We start from the raw sequence: 24230 nt of genomic DNA, 5'->3' as shown, positions 1-24230 counted from the left end.
GCGTAGCGAAGCCTTGACCTGCGCGGCCGCCTCGTCGTCCGGTACTGTGAAGGACTCACACCCTGACCTTGTACACCTCGCTGACGTTCGGGCGCGCTGCCGGCCGGTGATGGGCGGCGGGGCCCTCCGCGAAGGCCCGCAGGACGTTCTCCGTCGTGCGGGTGACGAAGGTGCGGGTACGGGCATCCATCCCGTGGTCCCGGCCGCCGTCGGGGGTGCCGGCCATGAGGGCCTCCACCCAGCGCATGGTGCCGGTGGCGAACACGCCCGCGCCGCCCGGGACCGTGTAGTAGGCCGAGTCGCTGTGGCTACGGCGGCCACCGCACACCAGCGGAGAGTGAGCCGTTATCTCCAGCGGCTCGGGGACGGGCGCCGTAGGCGTGACCCGGTCGTACTCGACGCCGACCAGGTGGCCGAAACCGTCGCCGGGCCGTACGCCCGTCCCTTCGTACAGCCAGTGGTCCGCCGCGTGGACGACGTACGGCGCGTCCACCGGATAGCCCTCGTACAGCACTCCCGTGAGCGACGACTCGGGATCCGGCGCCGGAGCCCGGCGGAAGTCGGTGGTCACCAGGGCGGGCCGGCTGGTGTAGAAGGGGTCGGCCCGGACCGAGGACTTGTAGCAGACCACCGTGCGGTCCGGCCGCGTCTCACCCGGCTCCAGACGGACCCGGCGGAAACAGGTGTTGGCGCCGAGGAAGAGCACATTGGTACCGGCGTCGCGGGCCTCCGTGACGTGCCGGCGCTGCTGCGAGGTCCAGTACTCGTCGTGCCCCAGACAGACGACCGAGGCCGCCCCGCGCAGGACCTCCGGGTCGCGGTGCACATCCGTCCCGGTGGTGTAGGCGAGGGGTATGCCGAGCCGCTCCGCCAGCACCACCGCCGCCCGTTCGTACACCATGAACTTCTCCGCGCCGTCGGCGTCGTAGGGCCGGTCGAAGCTGACGGCCAGGGAGCGGGTGGCGTACGAGCCGGAGGCACCGGCGTAGAGGCTGTAGCCGCCCCACCGGTTGTAGGCCTGCCAGGTGGCCGGGGCGTGGATCAGCACCGTACGGCCTGTGCCCTGCGTGGAGCGCACGATCAGCGGGACGTAGCGCTGGTGGCCGCTGTCCGCCTCCAGCCGCAGCAGATAGACACCCTCCGGCCAGCCGGCCGTGCCGAACGTGAGCGTGCGCGGCCAGTCCGCGCGCACGGTGCGGGTGGCCGGCAGGAAGCGGGGTTCCGGCCGGACGCGGCCCCGTATGCGCTCCGACGACCACACGAGCCGGGCCTGGGCCCCGCCGTACCAGCCGACGCGGAAGGCCGAGACCCGGAAGGACGCCGCGGCCGTCGAGACGTACAGGCCGCATTCCTCGCCCGGGGTCACGCTCACCCGGTCTGCGTAGCCGGCGACGGCCGGAGCGGGACCGCGGGACGTGATACGCCAATCGGGTGTCCCCGGCCGGCCCCGTTCCACCTCGGGCCGGTGGGAGAGGTCCGCCCGGTGCGGCCCACGCGGGGGAGCGGCCCCGTCGCAGGCGACGGCCGTCACCGAGGCGAGCCCGACTCCGGCGCACGCCCCGACGAAGCGCCTGCGCCCCAGTCGCCGTACCTGCTCCGGACCTCCTCGCCGGCCAGAACCCATGCCCATACCGCCTCCCGCACCCGGGCTCGCGCCTCACCCTGTTCTCCGGCCAAGGTGACACAGCAACGCGAACGGCGCGCCCTGCCACGGTTCGCGTGACCGTGCCGGCGCCGGGGTCCGCGCCGTCTGCCTCAGGGCGGAGGGGCTGAGGCCGGCGTCGCAGGGGTATGCCGGTTCAGGAGGGTGTCGGTGCCAGGGGGGCGTCGCCGTGGGGAGCAGCCGGAGGGGGAGGCGCGTGGTGGCGGGGGCTGCGAAGATCCGGAGGGCCTGCCCGGCGGCCGCGCAACGACGATCTGGCGACACCGCCGACCCGCGTAAGCCGCGCCCCATCGCTCCGATAGCATGTTCGAACTCTCGCACAGCGCTTTTCATCCACCGAACTCATACAAACAAAACGGCCAAACGATTGAAATCCAGAGCGTCACGGGTGTTCCCGCAAAAAAACGACAGAACTGCGTTGGCCGCATGGCGTCAACGGCGAGCGATGATCTGGGTCGCAGTGGGTGTGGCGGCTCTTGGATTCATGGTCGTGCTGGAGATCGTCGCACGCCGTTACGGTCAACCGGGGCCGCTCACCAGTCAGGTGGGGGAGCTGGTATTCGCCCCCAAACCGGGGCCGCTGTACGGCGGCTTGGCGCTGATGATGGTGGTGCTCACCTGGCGGCAGCGACTCATCGCGGCTGGGATCGCGATCGGGATCGACGTCGTTTTCGTGCTGGTGCGGTGGGCGATCGGCGCCGAGATGACCGACGGCCGTTACTTCGGCAACGGCGCACTGTGGGTGATGTCGGGATATGCGGTCGTCGCCGTCACGCGCCGCACAGGCCAGGAACGCGTCCTGCTGCTGAAGGGCGTCGGGCTGGGCCTGCTGCTGGTGGCCGGCCGCAAAACCGGCGATACCTGGCTGTTCATCACATCCAAGGCCCGCCCGGCGGTGCTCGACCAGTACGTGGCGACCGCCGACCATGCGCTGGGCAACCCGTCATGGCTCGTGGGCCGGATCGTCAGGGCCACCGACCCGATCGGCACCCATCTTCTGCACCTGGTCTACGCGCAGCTTGCGGTGGCCGCAGTCGTCGTCGCGCTCTACCAGCTGCGTAACGTGGCGGTCGAGCGCCGCTTCCCGAGCCACCACCTGGTGCGCACCTTCCTGGTGATCGGCCTCCTCGGACCGGGCATCTACATGCTCTTCCCGGTGGTCGGACCGGTCTTCGCCTACGGCCCGGGCGCCTCCGGCACCGGCGGCGTGCAGTGGGCGGTGGCCAACCTGTGGCCGGACACGCCGCCGTCGATCACCGCCCCGCACCCGATGTCCTACGACGAGATCACCCCCCGCAACTGCATGCCCAGCCTGCACACGGCGTGGGCCACCGCGATCTTCATTCATTCCCGCAAGGGCCCACAGCTTCTGCGATACGCAGGGACGTTCTGGCTGATAGCCACGCTCACGGCCACGCTGGGCTTCGGCTACCACTACGGCGTGGATCTCGTCGCCGGCGTCGTGTTCGCGCTCACCATAGAGGCAGCGCTGCGCTCGCTCGACCACGGCTGGGACCGGCGCGGAATCCAATTGGTCGTCTACGGCTCCACGGTCTTTGCCGCGCTCTTGGTCTCGTACCGCTATCTGCCGATGGAGCTGGCCACACATCCAGGGTTTTTCGGGCCGCTTCTCCTTCTGGCGATGACCTCAGTGATATACGGCTACCTACGGACCACCAAACTATGGGAACCGGCGGCCGCACCAACACGACAACCGGAACCGCAGCCCGAACCCGTCTGAGCGAGGGGACCCGTGGGCGTCCGCGCGGTAGGACGCCCCGGGCGTTCGCCGCCGCGGTGAAACTCAGCGGGTCCCGGCCGCCTCGGTGTCGGCCGGGGTGTCGCGCAGGCCGAGACGCAGGTGCTCGACGTGGTGGAGTGCCTGCTCCAGCAGTTCCGCGACGTGGTTGTCGTAGAGGGCGTAGATGACCGAGCGGCCCCGACGCTCCCCGGTGACCAGGCCGAGGTTGCGCAGCAGGCGCAACTGGTGGGAGCAGGCGGACTGCTCCATGCCAACGGCATCCGCGAGTTCGGTCGCCGCGCACGGACCCTCCCGGAGGCGGGCCAGGATGCGCAGGCGGGAGGGGGTGGCCAGGGCCTGGAGTGTGGCGGCCACCTCGGTGGCGCCCACGGACTCCAGGCGCTCGCGCGCGGTGGCGGTGGTCTTGGCGTCGGTTCCGTGGCCCATGGCCCTCATCCTACGGAGCCCCTTCCATGAACGAATGAATGGCTCTTCATGTGGTCCTGTACGGTGGTGGGAGTGGCGCCGGAGACCCGGCTGACCGCTGTTTCGTCATGCCTCCGTCCGTGAAGGACCTGCGCTCCGATGACCTCCACCCTCACCCAGCCGTCGACCGACAGGGCCGCACCAGCGCGCGACGGTGGTGCGGCCCGGCCCCGCACCCGTGTCCTCGCCCTGCCCGAGGTGCGCTGGGCGACCGCGGCCACCGTGTTCTTCGTGCTCGCACTCCCGTTGCAGCTGACCGGCGCTGCGCTGTGGACATGGGGTCCGCTGTACGCGCTGTCGTATGCGACCGGCGGCTGGGAGCCCGGCTGGGTAGGGCTGAAGGCCCTGCGGGAGAAGTCCCTCGACGTCGATCTGCTGATGGTCGTCGCCGCGCTCGGTGCGGCGGCGATCGGGCAGGTCATGGACGGGGCGCTGCTCATCGTCATCTTCGCCACGTCCGGCGCGCTGGAGGCCCTGGCCACGGCACGCACGGCCGACTCCGTGCGCGGGCTGCTGGATCTCGCGCCGGCCACCGCGACCCGTGTCGACGCCGACGGCGGGGAGCAGACGGTCGCGGTCGAGGAGCTGGCCGTCGGCGACATGATCCTCGTACGTCCCGGTGAGCGCGTCGGCGCCGACGGCCGGGTGCTGGACGGCGCGAGCGATGTCGACCAGGCGACCATCACCGGGGAACCCCTGCCCGTCGCCAAGGAGAAGGGCGATGAGGTCTTCGCGGGCACCCTCAACGGCACCGGGGCGCTGCGCGTCCGCGTCGACCGGGACGCATCCGACACGGTGATCGCCCGGATCGTCCGCATGGTGGAGGAGGCGTCCGAGACCAAGGCACCGACCCAGCTGTTCATCGAGAAGGCCGAACAGCGCTACTCGCTGGGCATGGTGGCGGCGACCCTGGCCGTGTTCCTGGTCCCGCTGGGTTTCGGCGCACAGCTCACCGACTCACTGCTGCGAGCGATGACCTTCATGATCGTGGCCTCGCCGTGCGCGGTCGTGCTGGCCACGATGCCGCCTCTGCTGTCGGCCATCGCGAACGCCGGACGGCACGGTGTGCTGGTCAAGTCGGCCGTGGTCATGGAACAGCTCGGGCAGGTCGACGCGGTCGCGCTCGACAAGACGGGCACGCTGACCGAGGGCACACCGCGGGTCACCGACCTCCGCCCGCTGCCCGGCTGGGACCCGGAGGAGCTTCTCGTCCTCGCAGCGGCAGCGGAGCACCCGAGTGAGCATCCGCTGGCACGTGCCGTCGTGGACGCGGCGCGTGAGCGGGGGCTCGCGCTGCCGGTGGCGGAGGACTTCGACTCCACGCCGGGCGTCGGCGTGAGCGTCACCCTGGGCGGGCGGGTCGTCGCCGTCGGGGCACCGGCCCGGTTGCTGAACGGCGCGACGGACGACGACTCGGCCCGGGCAGCGGCCCTCGCCACCGACCTGGAGGACGGCGGGCGGACCGCCGTACTGGTCAGTCTGGACGGTACGCCGGTGGGTGTACTCGGCATCGCCGACCGGCTGCGCCCCGATGCCACCGCCACCGTCGCCGCGCTGACGTCCCTGACCGGGGCCGCGCCCCTGCTGCTGACCGGCGACAACCCGCGCGCCGCCGCTCGCCTCGCCGCCGAGGTCGGCATCGAGGACGTACGCGCCGGGCTGCTGCCACAGCGCAAGGTCAGCGCCGTCCGGGACGCGGAGAACGCGGGCCGCAAGATGATGGTGGTCGGCGACGGTGTCAACGACGCCCCGGCACTCGCCGCCGCCCACACCGGCGTCGCCATGGGCCGCGCGGGCTCCGACCTCGCTCTGGAGACCGCCGACGCGGTGATCGTGCGCGACGAACTCGCCACCGTTCCCGCCGTGATCGCCCTGTCCCGGCGCGCCCGCAGACTCGTCGTGCAGAACCTGGTCGTCGCCGGCGTCTTCATCGCGGGCCTGGTGGTGTGGGACCTGGCCGGCAACCTGCCGCTGCCGCTCGGAGTCGCGGGCCACGAGGGTTCCACCGTCCTCGTCGGCCTCAACGGGCTGCGGTTGCTGCGCGAGGCGGCCTGGCAGCGGGCCGCCGAGTGAGCCGGCGGAAAGGGCCCACGGCCCAGGCGGCGTCCCAGTGCACGGTGACCGTCTGCCGGGGCTGCTGCTGCGGCACCGACAAGGTTCCCGGCGTCGACCACCGCGCTCAGCTCGCCACGCTGAAGGCCGAGCTGGCGCCGGTCGCCCGGATCCGCGCGGTGAACTGCCTCGACGCCTGCGAGCAGGCCAACGTCATCGTCGTCCAGCCATCCTCCGCCGGGAGGGCCGCGGGCGGCCGCCCCGTCTGGCTCGGGCTGGTCAACGACCCGGACGCCACGGACGACATCGCGGCGTGGGTGCGTGCGGGCGGGCCGGGGCTGGCCGGTCGGCCGGACATCCTTGACCTGTACGAGTTCGCTCCGTCCCGGCGCGTACGGCGGAGCCTGGAGGACTGACCCTCCTCAGGGGTTGCATGGAGACCGTCGGGGAGGCGGGGGTGCCCCCGCCTTCCGGGAAGGCGCCCCTCTTGCCTACGGTGCGGATTCCTTGATGCGGTCCCACAGGGCGGAGCAGTCCACCGCCCACCCGGCGGCCCCCGGACCCGGCCGGAAGAGATCGATCCCTAGGATCTTCAGTAGGTGTTTTTGAACTGGGTTGACCTGACTTGCTGGTTGCCCGCAGGGAGAATGGAAATCGGTTGTCGCTCGGGCAAGCCACTGTGCCAGAATCCCGCGCATGCCAGTTCGATACCCGAGCCCCCTGCGCCCCGGTGACCGTGTCGGCGTGACCGCTCCCTCGAGTGGAGTCCCGAAGGACATGCGTGAGCGGCTCCATGTCGCTGTCCGTGACGTGCAGGCACGTGGGTACGAGGTCGTCGTCGGGGAGTGCATGGACGGCTCGGGGCACGTGAGTGCCCCGGCCGCCGACCGCGCGAGTGAATGCATGGCGATGTTGACCGACCCGACTGTCCGGGCGGTTGTGCCGCCGTGGGGCGGAGAGACTGCGATCGACCTGATTCCGCTGCTCGACTGGGACCGGCTGCGCGAGGCGGAGCCGACCTGGCTCGTCGGGTTCTCGGACATCTCGATCCTGATGACACCACTGACCCTGCTCACCGGGACGGCGACCCTGCACGGCAACAACCTTATGGACACGCCCTACCGCGTCTCCGAGGGACTGTTGTCGTGGCTTGACATCGTCGCCGCACCCGCGGGTCACCGGTTCACGCAGTATCCGCCCGGTTGCCACCGGACCACGGGCTCCGACGACTTCGTCGGCCATCCCGAGATACGTGAGTACACGCTTGACGCCGTCGGCACGTGGACCCGGCTCGACGGCACCGGGGACGTGGAGGTCGAGGGCAGGCTGATCGGTGGCTGCATCGAGGCGCTGTGCAACCTCGCGGGAACGAGCTACCTCGATGTCGCCTCCTTCGCCCGCGATGAGTCCCCGGACGGGCTCCTCGTGTACGTGGAGGATGCCGGCAGCGACGTCTTCACGATCTGCCGTAACCTGCACGGCATGAGGATCGCGGGATTCTTCGACCGCGCGAACGCGATCCTCGTCGGTCGGAGCAGCGCACCGGGCCACAGCTCCCTCAGCCACCATGAGGCTGTCCTCGACGCGCTCGGCTCCCTGAACGTGCCGATCATCGCCGACGTCGAGTGCGGCCACATTCCGCCCTACATGCCGATCGTCAACGGGGCACATGGCCGGATCGTCCATTCATCGAGCCGTAGCGAGCTGACGCAGACCTTGGGCTGACGCTCCGAGCCGGTCTGGCTTCGTAACTGACGGGCGACACCGCTTGTCACCGAGTCTGGACAGCACTTGGTGCTCACAGGGTGAGAAGGCGTCGATAAGAACTGACACCGGTCCTGGGCGCACCGCGGCGCGACGCTGATGACGATCTCCGAAACCTCCACCGCAGCTCGGTTGATCCACCAGACTTGCTCGTGTTCACCAACGGAGAAGGGACGGCAAGCGTGGCGAACAGCGCACTTCTGGTTATGGACGTCCAACGGGACGTTGTGGCCATCGCCGACGACGGTTCCGGATATCTTCCGCGCTTGCGCAGGGCGATCGACGGTGCCCGGGCTGCCGACATCCCCGTGATTTACGTGGTGATGGGGTTACGGCCGGGCGACCCAGAAGTCAGCCATCGCAACAAGGTGATGACGAACGCCGTGCGGGCCGGTCTGTTCACCGAGGGTGCCCCTGGCACCGAGATCCATCACGACGTCGCGCCCCAGCAGGGCGACGTCGTGGTTACCAAGAGGCGGGGGAGCGCTTTCTCGGGCAGCGACCTCGACTTGGTACTCAGGACTCGCGATATCGACAGCCTTGTTCTCACCGGCATCGCCACCAGCGCTGTAGTGCTGTCCACCCTGTGGCACGCCATCGACCTGGACTTCGGCCTCACCGTCCTGGCGGATGCCTGCCTCGACACCGACCCCGAGGTGCACCGGATACTCACCGAGAAGCTGTTCCCGCAGTGGGCCGATGTCCTCGCCGTCGAGGACTGGCTCAAAGCCATCACACCGCAACAGCAGTAGAGATGGCTCTTGGCGACATTGTCCGTGAAAACCAGAAGCATCCTCCCCCGGTGTGCGGCTGCGACCACAGCTGTACTGGCGCTATACGCTCGTACGGCATCGTCCCTGAGCAGCCGGGGACTTCTTCGACCAGCCGTCGGTCCGGGGGCTTTTGCGGGTCAGCCGCCTGGCCATGAGGGTGATGAGTGCCCAGTTCAGGTGCCCTTCGCTGTGCTGGGGAAGGCGCTCGTAGTCCCTCGCAATGCGACGAGCGTTCATGATCCATCCCAGGGTGCGTTCGACACGCCAGCGGCGCGGGAGGACGACGAACCCTTTGGCGCCCTTGGGGCGGGAGACGGTTTTGAGGGTGATACGGAGGAAGTCCTTGGCCCAGGTGACGAGCTGGCCGGCGTAGGCGGAGTCGGCCCAGACCTGCGTGATCTGCGGGTGGGTGAGGCGAAGGCGCCAGAGCAGTTCGCGGGCGGCGTCCCGGTCCTGCATGTCGGCGGGCGTCACCATGATCATCACAGGGAAGCCCTTCGTATCGACCGCGACGTGTCTCTTCCTCCCGTTGATCATTTTCGCGGGATCGAAGCCACGCGTCGCCTGGCTCACTGTGGATGCGCCCTTGACCGACTGCGAGTCGACGATCAGCGTGACCGGATGGGGACATCGTCCCAGGCCGGTGCGGAGACGGCGACGGAGCTGGTCGCGGATGAAGGTGACCACGCCGCGGCGGTTCCACCGCCAGAAGAACCCGTAAACCGTCTCCCACGGAGGGAAGTCGGCAGGCAGGGCCCTCCACTTGGCGCCGTTGTCGACGATGTAGCGAATGGCATCGACGATCTGGCGCCGGAGCCACTTCTCGGGGTGTCCGCCGGTCTTGGTCTGGCAGGCCGGGACGGGCCGGAGCGGTTCAAGAAGGGCCCACTCGGCAACTGTGGTGTCCGAGGGGTAGCGGCGTCGGCGCATGCCCGTCTCCTCAGCGGCCGACGCGAGCGGTGCCGCCGCGCCGGAACTTCACCAGCATGTCCAGCGCGGCTTTGATGCCGTTGAGCTGGGCCAGGACCAGCTGCACCCACTCATCCTCCGGGTCGAGTTCGGCGTGCGGACCGATGGTTCCGGTGATCAGCCTGGCGAACTCGTTCAGCTTCCTGCGGAAGATCGCCTGCTCGTAGGCTTCCAACTCCACCGGGTCCCCGGAGAAGCAGTAGCCGTCGGCGAGCGTCCAGATCAGCGGCGGCAGGTGGTCCTGGGCGGCGATGTCCCGCAGGATACCCAGGCCCCGCCGGGTCTGAGAGGGCGACAGCTCGGTCGCCGCGACCAGCTGCTCGAAGCGCAGCCCGGCCGGGCGGGCCTCCATCAACGCGACCCGGATCCGTTCGGCGGACACGGTCGGCTTCAACGGCCCTCTTCGCACCGCTACTCGCCCCGCAGCATGCGGGTCAGCTCCTCGTCCAGGTCGACTTCGCCGGTGTCGACGGCCGTCTCCACCCATTCACAGGCGGCTTTGACCCGGTCGACGTTCTTGTGCACCACCGTCTGCTCGTCATCGGACAGCCGACGGTCCCGCAGCTGCGGAACGATACGGCCCGTCGTGGTGACGAACCGCTGGCAGGCCCCGACCAGGTCGAGGAACTCGATCGCGTGCTCGATCCGGCTGACCGCCGGGGCCACCGGCGACTCGCGGCGGAAGGCTTCCCCTGCCTGCCGGGAGCGTTCGACCTGAGCCTGGTTGACCTGATGGCGGGCGGTGTCATCGGTCATCGCCCGGAAAGCGACCTCCGGACGGTGCAGCATGCTCCGTGTCACCGTCGAAGCGACCTCGTCATCCCGGGTCAGCTCCTCCACCGCCCGCACCTTGTCCTCCACCGGGACCTGGGAGGCCACCGCCGGACGGCGCAAGAGGTCCGTGGTCACCGCGGCGGCGACCTCTTCATCACGGGCCAGGGTATGGATCGCGCGGATGCGGATCTTCTCCTGCGGGGTCACTGGCCTGGACACCTGGTGCCCGACCTCCCGCCGGGCTGCGTCCAGCGTCCACCGGTTCGTCCCCGACCGCTCGTGCACTGGAGGGTGGAGGATCTTTTCCCACCGCACGGTCTCATCTGAGATGTCCGCGAGGATCCGGTGCACTCCGTGGGGCACGGCATCCTGCCTGTAGTCCTTGGGCCAGCGAGCCGAGACCCACCGGTACGTCTTGACCGTCGCAACAGGAATCCCGATGTCCTCGGCGAACAGACCCAGGGCTTCTTCCACGGTGAACAGTTCCTCACCGGGATCAGGCTGTGCGCCACCTCGATCCCGCAGTGGTTCGATCTCCAGGGCGAGATCCCCGATCGCGAACTGGCACCGGGACTGCTGCAGGACAAGCTGCCGGGCCTCGGCGATGATCTCCTCGTAGCGGATCTGGCTGACCGACCCAACCTTGCTGGGCATGGCGATCACCACCTCTGCATGCCGGGGGCGGCTGATGCCGACGGTGACACCGGCATGCGAAGTAGCGCCAGCCTGGCCCCCTGATTCCAGCCAAACAAGCCCTTCCGAAGCGTAATTGACGAGCAATCAGAGGATCCTTTCTGAAGCGTTCGCGTAGCCGTCACGGTGACGCTTCCGCGAACGCTGACCTCCTCCTTCGCCAGGCCCTCGTACGGCACCGCGGCGAGCAGTACACCGCATCCGCCCGGCGTCCCGACCCTGCGATCCACTCCGCACCGCACTCCGGACACACCGCCCGCTCGCCCTCACCCCGAAGCGCGGCAACCCGGTTCCTGGTCCGGCGCACCATCCGCCAGTGCCTGGAACGACATACCGACGAGCAGTACACGGCGCCCGGCTGAGCATCCGGCTTCAGCCGGCCACCACACGCCGGGCAGATCCGCCCGAGCCGTCGACCGCCGACTCCGGCCATCCCATGAGGCTACGGCTCATGCCACTGCTTCCGGGAGGGATCAAAAACACGCACTCAGCATGGCGAAGCGGAAGGTACATCGGCGGGCAAAGGACGGCTGAAGCCGGGCCGGCACTGGCTGTTCTACGCCGGTCCGGCACTGGCGGCGGTGATCGTCATCCCGTGGTTCCTGGTCGACAAGCTCGACGAACTGCTGACGTCCAAGCGCGCGCGCCAGGAGCTGCTCGGCCGGCGGGCCGACCGTGCGTCGGAGCCCCAGCGCGCCCACGGTGACCGGCATCGCCTCCCGGAGCCGTCCGACGACGTCTTCGACGGCGACTGGGCCCTCACCGCCGGCCGGTTGCTGCTGCGCTGGTACGGGCAGTCCCCCAACCTCAGGCGCCTGCTGCTCCTCACCGACGACCGCATCTGTCTCGCGGCCTCGCCGGGACGACGTCTGTCGCCGACCAAGGCCGACGACTTCGACATCGTCACGGAGTTCGCGCACGGCGAGGTCCGGATCCACCGGGAACCGGGCCAACGCCACTTCTTCCTGCGCTTCTCGGACGGTTCGTGGCTCAACCTGGGGCGGTTGGCCGACAACGAGGACGCCGACCACTTCCTGAAGGCGATCAGCGCCTGACGCGCCGGCCGCCGGGATCAGACCTCGGCGTCTTGGAACCCGGACGCAGTGGTGATGGACGGAGGGAAGCCGTCCACGCTCACCGACGTCAGGCCGTAGTCCCGCCCGGCATCCATGTACACGCCGTTGCCGGTCTTGTCCCCGCACACGTCGAGCGGGTTCGCGAAGGCCAGCCCGTAGACGGTTCCGGCCCCGTAGGCGGCGATCGCCGCTGCGCCTCCGATCACGGCCCAGCGCGCCGGCTGCGGGGGCTTCCTCCTTACGCGCCCGTCGGCCGTGGCTGAGAGCCGCTCGTGACGGCGGTCAGTGCGGCCGGGCGCGGTAGAGGTCGCGCAACAAGGCGATCTCGGCCCCGTGGTGCAGCAGTTCCTGGTTGACCCACCACACGATGTCGATGAACGGCTCCTCCGGGTCGCTGCCGTGCGGGTAGGTGCAGTACCCCACGGTGTCGAGTGCGGCGTCGTCGATGTTCAGCAGCGCCTTTCGCCAGGCCGCGGCACTGGCGTCGAAGGCCGCGCCCGCCCCTGCGGCGTCCCCGCTGACGGGGTGGTCGTCCCGGGTCAGCGCGTGGCTGCCGGCGGTGTGGTCGGCGCGCAGGGCCAGCATTTCGGTGAGGTGGCTCAGGCGCCACGCGATGGTGGTGAAGGGCGGTGGCCAGGGATGCGGGTAGGGGGCGGCGTCGCGGCCCCAGTCGCCGGTGCCGGCCAGGAACGTCGCGCGCGGCCCCGGCCCGTCCACGCGCCGCCGTACCGACCAGCAGCCGGGTACCGGCTCCCACAGGTATTCCTCGTCGGTCAGGGGGCCCACCTCGGTGTCCGCCCCGTCGCCGCTGTCCATGACCGGCCCTGTCATGCGGTCGGCGAGGCGTTTGAGCGCGAAGTCGAACTGCTCCAGCAGGGGAGACAGGCGGGACGGTGTCGTCGTCATCGGACGCTCCTGTGTCGAACCGGTCCAGGGACGATCCGTCAGCCTGGCACAGACGGCACCACTACCGCGTCACTGTTTACGAGGAGTGTCCCCTGCGCCGCCCGCGCGTACCGGGTGCCGAACCGACCCGCACGCTCAGTCGGCCGGCCTGGGAACAGGAGCACTGCTGCGCCCGTGATCGCGACCGCTCAGCTCGGCGTCGAGCGTCTCCTGTGCCACGCGCATGACCTCGGCGTACACGGGTTCCTGCAGCCGCTTCCACATCTCGTCCTCGGCGACTTCCTCGACGCGGCTGACCACCCACCAGATGGTGCCGAAGGGGTCCTTGACACGGCCCCCGCGCTGCCCGAAGGCGTCGCTGGCCAGAGGCGTGACGACGTGGCTGCCGGCTGCGACGGCTTCGGAGAACGCTTGGTCCGCGTCGGCGACGAACACGCGCAGCAGGCTCGGCATGGTGGGCCAGTCCGCGTGCCGGTCGAAGGCCAGCACGACGGTGTCGCCGACCCGGATCTCACCGTGCCCGATCAGACCATCCTCGGTCGGTACCCGCGCCAGCTCTTCACCCCCGAATACCCGGGAGACGAAGTCGAGGAAAGCCCCGGTGTCGTCGGTGACGACCCAGGGTGCGACGGTGGTGTAGCCCGCCGGTGCGGCGTTGGTCTGCTCGGGCATCTCGATCCTTCCGCCGGTGGTGGTTGTCGGCAGCGACGATAGGCAGGGGATAGGTCAGTTGCTGGCCTAAATCCCGGAGCACGGCAACCCTTGCGTGGCCGACCGACCGGTGACGCTCACCTTCCACTTCTGGAGCGGAGCTTCAGTGACCTACCACGTCACCAGGTCAGGCACCACCGTCACCGGCTCGAACCAGTTAGCGCACTCCCCAAGACCCAGAGTCGGCGGATGCAGGTGAGGTGGTTAAGGGAGATCCCGGCGGCGCGGGCCACGCCCGGGACGGTGAGCGCATCGGCGAGCCGGGACTCGATGGAGGGGATCGCGGCGGCGACGGCCGGGTGGGGGCCGTCCCCGAGCGCCTGCCCGCCACCGGCGAACCCCGCATGGTGCCCGTTGAGGGCTCCTGGAGCTGAACGACACCAGGGGTGATCGCGTCTGACGGCAGACGCACTTGACGGGTCCGCCGGGGCCGGTCCGTTCAGGGACCGGCCCCGGCGGGGGCTCACGGCCTCAGGGTGTTACGGCAGGGGCGGGTAGGCGTTCTGCACGAGCTGCCGGAACTGGGCGGAGAACCAGTGTCCGGCCAGGGGTGCGCCCGGCAGGGCGTCGGTGGGGTTGTTGCCGTTGCGGGCGTTGCCGCCGTAGGTGGGGTCACACATGCGGTCGAAGCCCTTGCCCTCGTCGTTGGAGACGGCGGAGCTGGAACCGTCGGACTCCCCCGGGGGCTTGACCCAGACGTAGGCGTCGATACCGGCGGCCGGGGCCGCGGTGGGCCGCTGGCCGAGGCCGGCGCCGCTCTGGTTGCACCAGTTGCCGACGTGGATGCGCCGGTCGATGCGGCTGCCGTTGACGTAGTCGTCGACGGAGGTCAGGGGGCCGGGCTTGGTGGGCCGGGCGGAACCGCCCCAACCGTTGCGCGAGGTGTCGATGAGCATGCCCAGACCGGAGTTGAACCCGGCCCCGACCAGCTTGTCCCGCAGCGCGAGGGCGAAGGACTGCTCGTCCACGTACTGGTTCCAGTCCACCCACTTCGACTGGCGCACGGTCTGGCCGTTGACGGTGTCGGTGACCTTGAAGTTCGGTTCCGTCGTGGGGCTGTAGTTGGCGGTGTTGACGATGAAGCCGGTCACGTCGTCGACACTGGCGCCGTTGGTCGTGGCGACCTTGGCGAACTCCTGGACGGCCGGGCCGAGGTTGCTGTCCCAGCCGAGCCAGCCGTGGTGGCCGGCGTCGATGTAGTTGTAGACGTTGGGGATGGCGCCGAGCTTGTCCAGGGCGTACGAGACGCCCTTTTCGTAGTTGCCGTTGCTCTTCATGGTCACGCAGGCGTCGGTGGTGGTGTTGGTGCCGCCCGCGTTGGTGACCAGGTTGGGCAGGGAGTCGGGTTCGATGACGGTGGCGATCCGGAGAGAGGCGTACTTGGGGTCGGACAGGATCGAGGCGATGGGGTCGATGTACTGGCTCTTGTACTTGTCGATGTCGTTGGGGCCGAGTTCGCCGTTGGAGGCCAGGGCGGCGCAGTCGCGGCCGGGAAGGTCGTAGATGACGAGCTGCACGACGAGGTCGCCGGAGCCCTTCTGCCTGAGTGCCTCGTCGAGGTGGGCGCGCAGACCCATGCCGCCGCCCACGCCGTTGATCGCGGCGATGCGGTCGAGCCAGACGGCGGTGGGCTGGTTGGAGATGCGGCTGCCGCCCGGTTCGGCGGCGGCCTTCGCCGACCACTCGGGATTCACGTACGCCTTGGCCCCGACGTAGGGATTGCCGGCCTTGCCGCCGCTACCGCCGTTGTCGCCACCGGTGCTGCCGCCCGTGTCGCCACCGGTGCTGCCGCCTCCTGTGGTGCCTCCCGTGCTTCCGCCGTTGTCGACGTTGCAGGTGACGCCGTCGAGGGTGAACGTGGTGGGTACGGCATTGGTGCCGCTGTAGGTGCCGTTGAACCCGAAGCCGACCGAAGCGCCGGTGGCCAGGCTGCCGTTGTAGCTCTCGTTGGCGGCGGTGACCGCGGTGCCGCTTTGGCTGACCTTCGCGCTCCAGCCCTGGGTGACCTTCTGGTTCCCGGCGTACGACCACTTCAGTGACCAACTCGACTTGGGAGCCGCGTTGTTCGTGACGGTGACGGCGGCGGTGAAGCCGGTGTCCCACTGGCTCTGCACCTTGTAGTCCACCGAGCAGGGGACGGAGGTGGCGGCGGCACCGGCCGGTGCCGTGAGGATCGCCGTCCCCGAGGCCCCGGCGAGCACCGCCAGGGCAGCGAGGAATGACAACTTGGTACGACTCATCAGTGCGGATTCCTTCGTTTCGTGAGTTCTTGTGGGGTGGGGTTACGGGTTGAGGGCGCGCAGGTGGTCGCGCAGGCCGGTGCCGTGCGCGGGTTGTGGTTGTCGAACCACCTCATGACCTGGTCGAGAACCCGTGTGAGCAGGTGTCCTGGCCGATCTCGCCGGCGATCAGGGGACCTGGGCGGCGACCGGGGCGAGCAGCCTCCCGGCCTTGCCGGCGGTGTCCACCAGCTTGTTCCCGGAGACGTGCAGGGCGGGCGCGGTGCCGCCCGCGACGGAGGCGGGGGGTCGGCGGTGGCGTCGGCCCGGCCTCGCCGTTGCAGGTGGTGCCGTGTGCAGCCGGACGTGGCTCCCTGGGCCGAGACCACCGGCACGCCCACGCTCGTGACGAGCGCGACCGCACCGCTAGCGGCTAAAAGTACTGAACGCGGGAGGTGCCGCATGAGCGACTCCTTGCAGCGTGGCGCGCCGAGACGGACGCGTCGACTGATGGAATCGCTCCCACTGGTGTGAGGGACGGTAGCGCCAACCCCGCTGCTTTCACAGGGCTGTTGCTCAACTTTCCCTGGATGGTTCGCTTCTGACGATTCAACTTCTCAACGTCTTGACCGGACCCGCCCTCGTCCGCACTATGGGAGCGCTCCCACTGGTTCAAGCCTTGTCCCCCACGTACCGCACGCCGCAAGGAGAGACCAGAACGATGGATCCCGGACGCAAGACGCTCGCCATCGGCACGCCGGCCGCGTACGCGGCGTCGGTGCACGGGCCATCAGAAGCCGAGCAACGGCTGGAACGGCACCTGCTCCCGGTCGCTGGTCGAATGTCGAGGCCTGCCTCAAGGGCGGCGCCGCACCCGTCATCACCTACCACCGCTTCTGGGCACAGGCCGACAACCCGGCACGGTGCATAGCGGTGGCGCGACCGGTTGGGAGCGCTCCCGGCTGCCGGCTGTCGCTCCAGCCGCTTCTCACCACCACATCGTCCACCCTCGCGTAACGGAGTCGGCGCATACGGCCGGATGCTTCAGGCAGTCATGACGGAAGAGCCGGAGGACTGAGTACTCCCCCTGACCGGAACCCAACTGATTACTTGCGGAAGCGGTGTTGCCCGGTTCCAGGGCCCGTAAGATCAGTGATCTCGTGGGGGAGGTGGTCATGGTCAAGCGACGTCCTGGTACGCCGACGCTGGAAGAGGTGGCCGCCCATGCCGGGGTGGGGCGGGGCACGGTGTCCCGAGTCATCAACAACGCGTCCGGCGTGAAGGAGTCGACACGCCGGGCCGTGCAGCGGGCCATCGAGGAGCTGGGGTACGTGCCCAATCTCGCGGCCCGCTCCCTGGCCGGGCGGCGGGCCGACGCCGTGGCCCTCGTCCTCACGGAGCCGGACTGGAGGCAGTTCGCGGAGCCGTTCTTCTCGGAGATCGTCCGCTCGCTCGGAGATGCGTTGGTGGACACCGGGATGCAGCTGCTGCTGACCCTGGTCCGCTCGGAGGCCGAGCGGCAGCGCTTCCTGGAGTACGCCCGTGGCGGCCGGGTCGACGGCATCCTGCTGATATCCGTGCACGCGGGCGATCGGCTGCCGGACATGCTCGCCGAGGCACGGTTGCCGACGGTGCTGCTGGGACGCCGCTCGGGTGACGAGTACGTCAGCTATGTGGACGCGGACAACGTGGGCGGTGCCCGGAGCGCCGTCTCACACCTGCTGGAACGGGGCCGTAGAACGATCGCGACCATCACCGGGCCGCTCGACATGTACGCCGCCCAGTCTCGGCTGCGCGGCTACCAGGATGCCCTTGCGCTGGCCGGGCTGAAGGTCACGAGGTCGTTGGTCGCCGAGGGTGACTTCACGGAGGAGAGCGGGCGCCGCGCCATGGCGGAACTCCTCGAACGGCACCCGGAGATCGATGGCGTCCTCGCCGCGTCGGACACCACGGCGGTGGGGGCCCTGCACACGTTGCGCGCGGCGGGACGGCGGGTGCCGGAGGATGTGGCCGTGATCGGTTTCGACGACTTTCCGCTGGCGCAGAGCACGAAGCCGCGCCTGACCACGGTGCGTCAGCCGCTGGAGGAGATCGGGCGGGCCATGGTCAGGCTGCTGATGGAGGAGATGGAAGAGCCGGCGGTGGCCTGGCGGCACGTGATTCTCCGTACCGAACTGGTGGTCCGAGAGTCGTCCTGACAGCCGTCGCCGGCCTCGGGCCGCACACGAACCGGTCTCGGCCGGCCGAGTTCTTGGAGCCTGCGCACCTGTTCGCCGACGGCGGCCGGTGAGCTCGTGGTTCTCCCGCGTGCACGAGGCCGGTCTCGTAGGCGATGACGACGAGCTGGGCGCGGTCGCGGGCGCCGAGTTGGGCCATGGCTCGGGTGGCGTGCGTCTTGACGGTGACCGGGGTGACGTAGAGGCGTTCAGCGATCTCGTCGTTGCTCAGACCGGTTGCCACCAGGGTCATCACTTCGCGCTCCCGTGGCGTGAGCGAGGCGAGACGTGCTGGATCCGTGAGGTCGCCGGGTGAAGGCTGGGCGAGGAAGCGGGCGATGAGTCCTTTGGCCGCCACCGGGGAGAGCAGGGCTTCTCCCGCGGCGACGAGGCGGATGGCGTCGAGGAGTTGGGCCCGTTCGACGCCCTTGCCGACACCTCGAACGTGGTGCCGACCAGGTCCTCGTCGCGGCCGATGAGCCGGGTGGCCTCGATGCCGTCGACCTCGGGCAGGCGGATGTCCATCACCACGACGTCGGCGGGCTCGGACCGGGCCAGTTCCACGGCCTCGCGCCCGTTGGACGCCTCGGCGACGACCTCCATGTCCGGCTGTGCGTCGATGAGCAGTCGGAAGGTGCCGCGCGGCAGGGCCTGGTCGTCGGCGAGCAGGAGGCGAATGGTCATCGGAACCTTTCACGACGAATCCGGACCGGCGATCCCGGCCCACCTCACGCGCACATGTGCCTGGTCTCACGTCGTTGGCCGAGCGCAGACACTTGGATCTACTGCGACCGCAGTAGAAGGGCGACACCGGAACGCGGTCAGCCGGCGGAGACGGCAGCGACGAGGAAGCCGCGGTCCAGCGTTGCGGTGCTGCCCCAGGGGGTGTCTCGCCGATTGGTGGGCATCGTGGCGTTGCTGATGAGGTCCGTCCACGCACCGCTGTCCATCGAGCAACGGCGACTGGTGTGCATCGGGCGAGCGTCCCATGGACGCACGGCGCGTGGGGAGGGCGCATGGGTGCATTCACGCGAGGTGTGGGCGGATGCGCATGGTGCTCAGGACACCCCGGTGCCACCATGACGGAGGCCGCCGGGTCGGGCCTTCGGGGGGTGTCCGTGGAACTGCTCTTCATCGGCTTCGTCATCTTCTGTGTCTGGGCGTACGTCAGCGACAAGCAGGCGGAGAAGCGGAAGAGGGAGGCGGCCGAGGCGGAAGCGGCTCGGGTGGCGCGCTTCGGTGATCCCGCTCAGGTCGGTGGCGAACTCGCGCGGATCACGCGGCAGGGCGAACCGCAGCGGATGCGTGAAGTCGTCGCGTACCTGCCGGCCTGGCCGGTACGGGATCCGCTGCTCCACACGGCCGAGTGGCTGGCAGGGCTGACCGACAACGCCGGGGTGGCGGAGGCGGCGGGCGTGCACAAGGACATCACGGACCGAGTGCGGGCGACCGTGGAAGCGGCGATCGCGGAACTCAGCGCGCTGGCCGTCAAACAGGTCTCGCTCGTACGGCTCTTCGGCCCTGACTGGCAGGCGCTGGATGCGGAGATCCGAAGTCGGCTGGAAGCACAGACCTGGCAGCTGGGCCTGGTCTGTTCCGCGGCGTCCTCCTTGCGCAAGAGTCTGGGTGTCGCCGTGATGGAACAGCGTGGGGACGGCGGCGGTGTGCCGGCGGTGGAACAGGATCTGCACGCCTTGGCCGATGCGATACGCCAGCTGTCCGAGGGCAACGACCAGTGATTTCGAGGGGGGAACGAGGGCAATGGCGGACGAGGAACGCGGTCTCCCGGCGCGGGTGGAGGAGGTGCTTGGAGTCGCCGAGCGTCTGGTGCACTTCCTTGGGGCGGTGCATCGCGGTGATCCGCACGACCCGTCACTGGCACGCGGAGTGATCGACCAACTGGACGAGATGGAACGTGAGTTGAAGGGGCGGCTCATCGAGGCCACGTTCGAACGCAACCGGCTCACCAGGCGCATCGCCGGAGCGTCGGAGAACGCGCGGGAACTGCGGCGTCTCGTGGCGCCCTTCGCCAGGGCGAGCGATACCGTGGCCGACCTGCCACCGGGGGCCGTAGACGCCCTCCGCAGAGCGCGCCGACTGCGTGCGGACATGGCAGCGTGGGAGACCGGGGTGAAGGAGGCGGCAGAAGGCATCCGTGTGTGCCGGGCTTTCGAGGCCCTGCTCCAGGAAGCACGCGCGGATCTGCAGCGCACCCTGGACTCCCTCGAACGACGTCGCCGCGCCGCCGAGACCAAGTTCGCCCTGGCCCGCCTCGCCGACCGGCTCGGCATCATGGAGCGCACGGTACGGGATGCCCTCACCGCGCATACCGAGGACCTGGGGGCCGGGGCCGACACCGCGTACGAAACAGCCCTGGACCAGGAAGAGCTGAGGGTCCGGGAACTGTACCGGCTCAGTGGAGACGCTGAGCTGGAGGAGGACCTCCGGCGGCTCCGTGAGGATCCGCCGTGATCCCGGCCGGAACCGGGATCTTGCATGGTCATGGATGACTCCCTGGTCGAGTGGGGGGTGTCCTCACCCGTTCCGTCCGGCCATGGGCGTGGTGACCCTGCCTTCCGTCAGGTACCGATGCGCGCGGCGATGAGGGGTGCCGGGCGGTCCGCGATGGCGCGGTGGCCTTGGTCGTTCGGGTGGACGGAGTCCGTGAGGTCGCCGGAGTCCAGCCAGCCGGTGGTGTCGACGAGGGAGATCCGTGAGTCGCCTGCGGCGAGTGCTGCCTGCACCGCTGCCTGGGTCTGGGGGACGTACCGCCCGCGGAAGGTTTCCAGCGCGAAGATGCATGCCTTGGGGTACGCGGTGCGGACCTTGCGCAGCAAGCTCCCGTACGCCGTCTGGAACTGCGCGGAACTCACCCGTGACCGGCGTCGTTGGTGCCGAGGTTGATGACGGCCACGTCGGCCTGGTAGCGGGAGAAGTGCCAGTCGGGCGTCGAGGCGTTGGGGTTGAGCTTGGTGAACTGCCGGTCCGGACTCACGCATCCGTCCGAGGTGGCGACCAGGCAGGCGCCGCCCTGGGCGATCTGGGTGTGCTCGGTGCCGAGGCGTTCGCCGATCAGCCAGCCGTAGGCGGTGCGTGGTCGCGCCGCTGTCGAGGACCAGTCCTTGGAACACTGCGCCACCGTGGTAAGAACCGGCGACCATCTGGTAGTTGACCCGGAGGGTGTGATTACCGGAGGACAGCGCCGTCGGGGTCAGGTTCACGGTGCCCTTGACGTCGTTGGAGAACTTCACGGGCCCGTTGTCGATGCGCGCCCACAGGTCGATCGCGCTCCGCTGCCTGAGCTTGACGGTCCGGCCGGTGAAGCCGAACCGGTAGTAGGCGCCGGCCCAGTACGGGGTGTAGGCGGTGCTGGAGCTCGTGGTGTCCCAGCGGCCGACGAACTTCACGTGGGGGTCGCCAGGCTGTCCGGCGGGCGCGACGGCGGGCCGGGATCCCTCGCCCGGCGCTGCCCGCGCAGGGCGTTCGCCCGACCAGGACAGCAGACAGACGGCGAGAAGAGTCGTGAGTAAGGCAGTTGAAGCGCGGGCTGGGGGCGGGCGTCCGGACGGGTGTGCGAGGATCGCCGGGTGAATGAGCTACGCGTCCGCGCGGCCACGGAGGCCGACTTGACTGTCCTCGTCCGTCTGCGCGACGACGCGGCACGCTGGATGGTGTCCCGCGGCATCACCGGGCAGTGGCGCCCGGGAGAGCTGGACGAGGACCACTTCCGCCGGGCCATGGCGCACGGCGAGGTCTGGCTCGCGGAGGTGGGCGGACGCGTTGCCGGCGCCTGGGAGCTGTGGTGGGAGGACGAGGCCGCCTGGGGTTCGCAGCCGCCCGTGGCCGGATACGTGCACCGGCTCATGGTGGACCGGGGCGTCGCCGCGCCCGGGACGGGAAGGCTGTTGCTGAGTGCTGCGGAACGCAGAGTGGCCGCGGTGGGACGGGCATGCGTGCGCCTGGACTGCTTGGCCGGCAACGGACAGCTCAACGCCTACTACCAGCACGCCGGTTACCGCGTCGTGGGGCACAAGGAGGGGAAGCCGCAGCCGAGCGGGCCGTCCAAGTCCTTCACCCTGCTGGAGAAGGAGCTTCCGACGGCAGCGTAGGGCTGGACCGACGAGTCCGCTTCTGGCCCATCCCCTTCACAGAGCGATCAGACCGGCTGTCGTCTCCTTGAAGCCGCAGGCATCGGAATAGAACGAGCGCAGCTTCTCGTCGAAGTCGAGGTGGAGCCGTTCGCACTTCGCGGCACGAGCTTCGTGAGCCGCAGCCGCGACCAGCGCGGGTGCCGAAGTCGTCCGCCACTCGTACTTGATCGCCACTTCGTGATCGTAATCCAGAAGAGGGCTGAGCTGGTCGCTGTCGCACCGGGCGGCGGTAATCGAGGCTCATGTCCGGGCAAGTGCTCCGCGGTGTCGCGTACACGGGGGACGATGAAGCATGCGCCCGGATGACTGGCACCTCACCGAAGACATCGACGATTTCCTCGCCCGAGCCGGCGACTTCCTGCGTTCGCGCCCCGCCCTGCACAACACGCCGCTGACGGTGATCGAGAGACTGCGAACACGTGGGGCGGCCGCGTACGGAGCCGAAGCCACCGTCTTCGGCCGGCTGGAGTCAGGGGGCGAAGTCCACGCCATCTTCTACCGCCTTGCGTCCCGGCGCGTGACCCTCACCCCCCTCACCACGGACCAGGCCGACACCCTCGCCGCCCGCCTGGCCGACCTCGGCCGCCCGGTGTCCGGCGTCACCGCGGACCACGACACCGCCACCGCGTTCGCCGAGGCATGGCAACGGCACACAGGCGCAGCAGCCGTGGCCCACTGGTGGGGCCGTCTGTACCGTCTCGGCACGCTCACCCCACCGGAGCCGCACCCGGAGGGCAGGGCTCGTGTCGCGGAGGCGCACGATCACAGGCAACTCATCCGGTGGTGCAACGAGTTCGCCGCCGACGTGGGCGAGGCCCCCACCTTGGACGCCGACTCCTGGCCCGACTCACGCTTCGCCGACAAGCACTTCACGTTCTGGGAGGACCCGGACGGCACTCCCGTCTCCATGGCCGGCTCGACGTCGATGGTCGGCGACATGATCCGAGTGGACCCCGTCTACACCCCGGCCCGCCTCAGGGGCCGCGGCTACGCAGGCGCTGTCACCGCCGAGGTGAGCAGAGCCGCACTGACCGCAGGCGCGACGGACGTCGTCCTGTTCACCAACCCTGCCAACCCCACCAGCAACGCCCTCTACAAGCGCATCGGATACGTCCCGATTGCCGACTTCACCGGGTACAAGTTCTCCCCGACCACTCCTTCCCCAGAACATGGTGATCGAGAAAGCTCAGCACCGTCTCGTACATGATCCGGATATGGTTCGGTGCCCCGATGGTGTGCCCCTCGGAGGGGAAGTGCAGGAATCCGGCCGGCACACCGAGCCGCTGGAGATCGCTGTGCAGGCTGAGTGCATGTCCGTGTCGGTCTGCAATGCCTCCAGGTCCCGGTCGTAGATCATGGCGATCACCCTGCCTGCCGCACCCGGTCTGGAGGAGGGGGCTGACGAGCGCCGCTCCGATAGCATGATCCAAGCCATGACGAGTGCACGAAGATCGAGCCATTCGGATAACAACTAACAAATCGGCCAGAGAATTGATACCTGAGACTTCGCGGGCGTTTTCGCGCAAAAACGGAAGAATCGCCTTCGCTGCGTGGCGTGAGCCGCGGGTGGTGCTGTGGACCGTGGCGGGTGTGACGGCCCTGGGATTCCTGATCGCGCTGGAGATCGCCGCGCGCGGTTACGGTATGCCGGGGCCGATGACCAACCAGGCGAAGGAGGTGATCCTGCCGCCGAAATCGGGCCCCTTGCTGTATGCGGGGATGGCGTTGATGATGGTGGTGCTCACCTGGCGTGAGCGTCTGGTCGCCGTCGCTGCCGCGGCCGGTATCGACCTCGTCTTCCTGCTGGTGCGCTGGGCGGCCGACGTCGAGGTGCCGCACGGCTACGGTCATCCCTTCGGCAACGGCGCGCTGTGGGTGCTGCTGGCATACGCGGTCATCGCCGTCACCCGCCGCACGGGTGCGGACCGTGTCCTGCTCCTGAAGGGAGTCGGCCTGGGCCTGCTGCTGGTGGCCGGCCGCAAGACCGGCGACACCTGGCTGCTGATCACCTCCAAGACCCGCCCGCTGGTCCTGGA

The 24230-nt window shown here is 69.3% G+C and carries 26 protein-coding genes and 2 pseudogenes; 13 read left to right on the top strand and 15 right to left on the bottom strand.

Annotation, left to right across the window (positions count from 1 at the left end; all coding sequences use genetic code 11):
- Nucleotides 1–55 precede the first annotated feature (55 nt).
- Nucleotides 56–1372 carry a N,N-dimethylformamidase beta subunit family domain-containing protein gene (locus ACIP4Y_RS37835; RefSeq protein ID WP_401401509.1) on the bottom strand — a complete coding sequence of 439 codons (1317 nt, stop codon included), beginning with the start codon at nt 1370–1372 and terminating at the stop codon, nt 56–58.
- Between the two features lie 736 nt (nt 1373–2108).
- Here ACIP4Y_RS37835 and ACIP4Y_RS37830 point away from each other — a divergent pair.
- Nucleotides 2109–3404: a phosphatase PAP2 family protein gene (locus ACIP4Y_RS37830; RefSeq protein WP_401401507.1), complete on the top strand. Its 1296-nt coding sequence runs from the start codon at nt 2109–2111 to the stop codon at nt 3402–3404.
- A gap of 63 nt (nt 3405–3467) precedes the next feature.
- Here ACIP4Y_RS37830 and ACIP4Y_RS37825 read toward each other — a convergent pair whose 3' ends face one another.
- On the bottom strand, nt 3468–3851 hold the full coding sequence (locus tag ACIP4Y_RS37825) for an ArsR/SmtB family transcription factor (protein ID WP_401401504.1): 384 nt from the start codon (nt 3849–3851) through the stop codon (nt 3468–3470).
- A gap of 138 nt (nt 3852–3989) precedes the next feature.
- Here ACIP4Y_RS37825 and ACIP4Y_RS37820 point away from each other — a divergent pair, with 138 nt between their 5' ends.
- From ACIP4Y_RS37820 to ACIP4Y_RS37805, 4 genes are all read left to right on the top strand, one after another.
- Nucleotides 3990–5963, top strand: a complete 1974-nt coding sequence (locus ACIP4Y_RS37820) for a heavy metal translocating P-type ATPase (protein WP_401401502.1) — start codon at nt 3990–3992, stop codon at nt 5961–5963.
- Nucleotides 5960–6358 carry a (2Fe-2S) ferredoxin domain-containing protein gene (locus ACIP4Y_RS37815; RefSeq protein WP_401401499.1) on the top strand — a complete coding sequence of 133 codons (399 nt, stop codon included), beginning with the start codon at nt 5960–5962 and terminating at the stop codon, nt 6356–6358. Before ACIP4Y_RS37820 ends, ACIP4Y_RS37815 begins: the two co-directional genes overlap by 4 nt.
- A 361-nt stretch (nt 6359–6719) precedes the next feature.
- Nucleotides 6720–7667 (top strand): S66 peptidase family protein, encoded by a 948-nt coding sequence (locus tag ACIP4Y_RS37810; RefSeq protein WP_401401496.1) that lies wholly within the window; start codon nt 6720–6722, stop codon nt 7665–7667.
- Nucleotides 7668–7888: 221 nt separating this feature from the next.
- Nucleotides 7889–8458 (top strand): cysteine hydrolase family protein, encoded by a 570-nt coding sequence (locus ACIP4Y_RS37805; RefSeq protein ID WP_401401493.1) that lies wholly within the window; start codon nt 7889–7891, stop codon nt 8456–8458.
- Nucleotides 8459–8539: 81 nt separating this feature from the next.
- Here the strand turns inward: ACIP4Y_RS37805 and ACIP4Y_RS37800 are convergent, their stop codons facing one another.
- The 3 genes from ACIP4Y_RS37800 to ACIP4Y_RS37790 are packed head-to-tail and all read right to left on the bottom strand — an operon-like array spanning nt 8540 to nt 10876.
- Nucleotides 8540–9409 (bottom strand): IS5 family transposase, encoded by an 870-nt coding sequence (locus tag ACIP4Y_RS37800; protein WP_401401490.1) that lies wholly within the window; start codon nt 9407–9409, stop codon nt 8540–8542.
- 10 nt (nt 9410–9419) lie between these two features.
- Nucleotides 9420–9842, bottom strand: coding sequence for a RacP protein (locus ACIP4Y_RS37795; RefSeq protein WP_401401488.1), 423 nt, complete (start codon nt 9840–9842; stop codon nt 9420–9422).
- Nucleotides 9843–9859: 17 nt separating this feature from the next.
- Nucleotides 9860–10876 carry a DUF6192 family protein gene (locus tag ACIP4Y_RS37790; RefSeq protein ID WP_401401634.1) on the bottom strand — a complete coding sequence of 339 codons (1017 nt, stop codon included), beginning with the start codon at nt 10874–10876 and terminating at the stop codon, nt 9860–9862.
- 620 nt (nt 10877–11496) lie between these two features.
- Here ACIP4Y_RS37790 and ACIP4Y_RS37785 point away from each other — a divergent pair.
- Nucleotides 11497–11970 carry a hypothetical protein gene (locus ACIP4Y_RS37785; protein ID WP_401401485.1) on the top strand — a complete coding sequence of 158 codons (474 nt, stop codon included), beginning with the start codon at nt 11497–11499 and terminating at the stop codon, nt 11968–11970.
- Between the two features lie 17 nt (nt 11971–11987).
- On the opposite strand, the gene ACIP4Y_RS37780 is transcribed toward ACIP4Y_RS37785, so the two are convergent.
- The 3 genes from ACIP4Y_RS37780 to ACIP4Y_RS37770 form a co-directional block, all read right to left on the bottom strand.
- Entirely contained in the window at nt 11988–12197 is a 210-nt protein-coding gene (locus tag ACIP4Y_RS37780) for a hypothetical protein (protein ID WP_401401482.1), read from the bottom strand.
- Nucleotides 12198–12273: 76 nt separating this feature from the next.
- On the bottom strand, nt 12274–12897 hold the full coding sequence (locus ACIP4Y_RS37775; RefSeq protein WP_401401479.1) for a DinB family protein: 624 nt from the start codon (nt 12895–12897) through the stop codon (nt 12274–12276).
- A 135-nt stretch (nt 12898–13032) separates the two neighbouring features.
- Complete coding sequence (locus tag ACIP4Y_RS37770) at nt 13033–13569, bottom strand: VOC family protein (RefSeq protein ID WP_401401477.1); 537 nt, start codon at nt 13567–13569, stop codon at nt 13033–13035.
- 94 nt (nt 13570–13663) lie between these two features.
- On the opposite strand from ACIP4Y_RS37770, the gene ACIP4Y_RS37765 reads away from it, so the two are divergent.
- A complete protein-coding gene (locus tag ACIP4Y_RS37765; RefSeq protein ID WP_401401475.1) occupies nt 13664–13807 on the top strand; it encodes a hypothetical protein in 144 nt (47 codons plus the stop codon).
- 280 nt (nt 13808–14087) lie between these two features.
- On the opposite strand, the gene ACIP4Y_RS37760 is transcribed toward ACIP4Y_RS37765, so the two are convergent.
- On the bottom strand, nt 14088–15848 hold the full coding sequence (locus ACIP4Y_RS37760; protein ID WP_401401472.1) for a glycoside hydrolase family 6 protein: 1761 nt from the start codon (nt 15846–15848) through the stop codon (nt 14088–14090).
- A gap of 1154 nt (nt 15849–17002) precedes the next feature.
- On the opposite strand from ACIP4Y_RS37760, the gene ACIP4Y_RS37755 reads away from it, so the two are divergent.
- Nucleotides 17003–18025: a LacI family DNA-binding transcriptional regulator gene (locus tag ACIP4Y_RS37755; RefSeq protein ID WP_401401469.1), complete on the top strand. Its 1023-nt coding sequence runs from the start codon at nt 17003–17005 to the stop codon at nt 18023–18025.
- Between the two features lie 100 nt (nt 18026–18125).
- Here the strand turns inward: ACIP4Y_RS37755 and ACIP4Y_RS37750 are convergent.
- Nucleotides 18126–18727: pseudogene (locus ACIP4Y_RS37750) on the bottom strand (response regulator transcription factor); the annotation flags it as partial.
- Between the two features lie 137 nt (nt 18728–18864).
- Nucleotides 18865–19017: a hypothetical protein gene (locus ACIP4Y_RS37745; protein ID WP_401401466.1), complete on the bottom strand. Its 153-nt coding sequence runs from the start codon at nt 19015–19017 to the stop codon at nt 18865–18867.
- 144 nt (nt 19018–19161) lie between these two features.
- On the opposite strand from ACIP4Y_RS37745, the gene ACIP4Y_RS37740 reads away from it, so the two are divergent.
- Nucleotides 19162–19782 (top strand): hypothetical protein, encoded by a 621-nt coding sequence (locus ACIP4Y_RS37740; protein WP_401401463.1) that lies wholly within the window; start codon nt 19162–19164, stop codon nt 19780–19782.
- A 22-nt stretch (nt 19783–19804) separates the two neighbouring features.
- Nucleotides 19805–20515 carry a hypothetical protein gene (locus tag ACIP4Y_RS37735; protein ID WP_401401460.1) on the top strand — a complete coding sequence of 237 codons (711 nt, stop codon included), beginning with the start codon at nt 19805–19807 and terminating at the stop codon, nt 20513–20515.
- Between the two features lie 107 nt (nt 20516–20622).
- Here ACIP4Y_RS37735 and ACIP4Y_RS37730 read toward each other — a convergent pair whose 3' ends face one another.
- Entirely contained in the window at nt 20623–20916 is a 294-nt protein-coding gene (locus ACIP4Y_RS37730; RefSeq protein ID WP_401401458.1) for a hypothetical protein, read from the bottom strand.
- Entirely contained in the window at nt 20913–21182 is a 270-nt protein-coding gene (locus tag ACIP4Y_RS37725; RefSeq protein ID WP_401401456.1) for a hypothetical protein, read from the bottom strand. Before ACIP4Y_RS37725 ends, ACIP4Y_RS37730 begins: the two co-directional genes overlap by 4 nt.
- Nucleotides 21183–21630: 448 nt before the next feature.
- Here ACIP4Y_RS37725 and ACIP4Y_RS37720 point away from each other — a divergent pair, with 448 nt between their 5' ends.
- Nucleotides 21631–22152: a GNAT family N-acetyltransferase gene (locus tag ACIP4Y_RS37720; protein WP_401401453.1), complete on the top strand. Its 522-nt coding sequence runs from the start codon at nt 21631–21633 to the stop codon at nt 22150–22152.
- A 36-nt stretch (nt 22153–22188) separates the two neighbouring features.
- On the opposite strand, the pseudogene ACIP4Y_RS37715 reads toward ACIP4Y_RS37720, so the two are convergent.
- Nucleotides 22189–22329, bottom strand: a pseudogene (locus tag ACIP4Y_RS37715) (GNAT family N-acetyltransferase); the annotation flags it as partial.
- A 157-nt stretch (nt 22330–22486) separates the two neighbouring features.
- Here ACIP4Y_RS37715 and ACIP4Y_RS37710 point away from each other — a divergent pair.
- The gene (locus ACIP4Y_RS37710) at nt 22487–23401 is read left to right on the top strand and encodes a GNAT family N-acetyltransferase (RefSeq protein ID WP_401401450.1); all 915 of its coding nucleotides are present in this window, start codon (nt 22487–22489) and stop codon (nt 23399–23401) included.
- Here ACIP4Y_RS37710 and ACIP4Y_RS37705 read toward each other — a convergent pair.
- Nucleotides 23322–23654 carry a prolyl oligopeptidase family serine peptidase gene (locus tag ACIP4Y_RS37705; protein ID WP_401401448.1) on the bottom strand — a complete coding sequence of 111 codons (333 nt, stop codon included), beginning with the start codon at nt 23652–23654 and terminating at the stop codon, nt 23322–23324. The two genes, ACIP4Y_RS37710 and ACIP4Y_RS37705, sit on opposite strands and share 80 nt — an antisense overlap.
- 76 nt (nt 23655–23730) lie before the next feature.
- Between ACIP4Y_RS37705 and ACIP4Y_RS37700 the strand changes: the two genes are divergently transcribed.
- The coding region (locus tag ACIP4Y_RS37700; RefSeq protein WP_401401631.1) for a DUF5933 domain-containing protein at nt 23731–24230 on the top strand (500 nt) is incomplete at its 3' end.

The sequence above is a fragment of the Streptomyces sp. NPDC088810 genome, assembly GCF_044750305.1.
Taxonomy (GTDB): domain Bacteria; phylum Actinomycetota; class Actinomycetes; order Streptomycetales; family Streptomycetaceae; genus Streptomyces.
This window is presented reverse-complemented; position numbering and strand designations above follow the sequence as displayed.

Coding starts and splice junctions, on each gene's coding strand:
- ACIP4Y_RS37830 (WP_401401507.1), top strand. CDS start 2,109: ATGATCTGGGTCGCAGTGGGTGTGGCGGCTCTTGGATTCATGGTCGTG.
- ACIP4Y_RS37825 (WP_401401504.1), bottom strand. CDS start 3,851: ATGGGCCACGGAACCGACGCCAAGACCACCGCCACCGCGCGCGAGCGC.
- ACIP4Y_RS37820 (WP_401401502.1), top strand. CDS start 3,990: ATGACCTCCACCCTCACCCAGCCGTCGACCGACAGGGCCGCACCAGCG.
- ACIP4Y_RS37810 (WP_401401496.1), top strand. CDS start 6,720: ATGCGTGAGCGGCTCCATGTCGCTGTCCGTGACGTGCAGGCACGTGGG.
- ACIP4Y_RS37800 (WP_401401490.1), bottom strand. CDS start 9,409: ATGCGCCGACGCCGCTACCCCTCGGACACCACAGTTGCCGAGTGGGCC.
- ACIP4Y_RS37790 (WP_401401634.1), bottom strand. CDS start 10,876: ATGCCCAGCAAGGTTGGGTCGGTCAGCCAGATCCGCTACGAGGAGATC.
- ACIP4Y_RS37775 (WP_401401479.1), bottom strand. CDS start 12,897: ATGACGACGACACCGTCCCGCCTGTCTCCCCTGCTGGAGCAGTTCGAC.
- ACIP4Y_RS37770 (WP_401401477.1), bottom strand. CDS start 13,569: ATGCCCGAGCAGACCAACGCCGCACCGGCGGGCTACACCACCGTCGCA.
- ACIP4Y_RS37760 (WP_401401472.1), bottom strand. CDS start 15,848: ATGAGTCGTACCAAGTTGTCATTCCTCGCTGCCCTGGCGGTGCTCGCC.
- ACIP4Y_RS37755 (WP_401401469.1), top strand. CDS start 17,003: ATGGTCAAGCGACGTCCTGGTACGCCGACGCTGGAAGAGGTGGCCGCC.
- ACIP4Y_RS37745 (WP_401401466.1), bottom strand. CDS start 19,017: ATGCACACCAGTCGCCGTTGCTCGATGGACAGCGGTGCGTGGACGGAC.
- ACIP4Y_RS37735 (WP_401401460.1), top strand. CDS start 19,805: ATGGCGGACGAGGAACGCGGTCTCCCGGCGCGGGTGGAGGAGGTGCTT.
- ACIP4Y_RS37710 (WP_401401450.1), top strand. CDS start 22,487: ATGCGCCCGGATGACTGGCACCTCACCGAAGACATCGACGATTTCCTC.
- ACIP4Y_RS37705 (WP_401401448.1), bottom strand. CDS start 23,654: ATGGCTCGATCTTCGTGCACTCGTCATGGCTTGGATCATGCTATCGGA.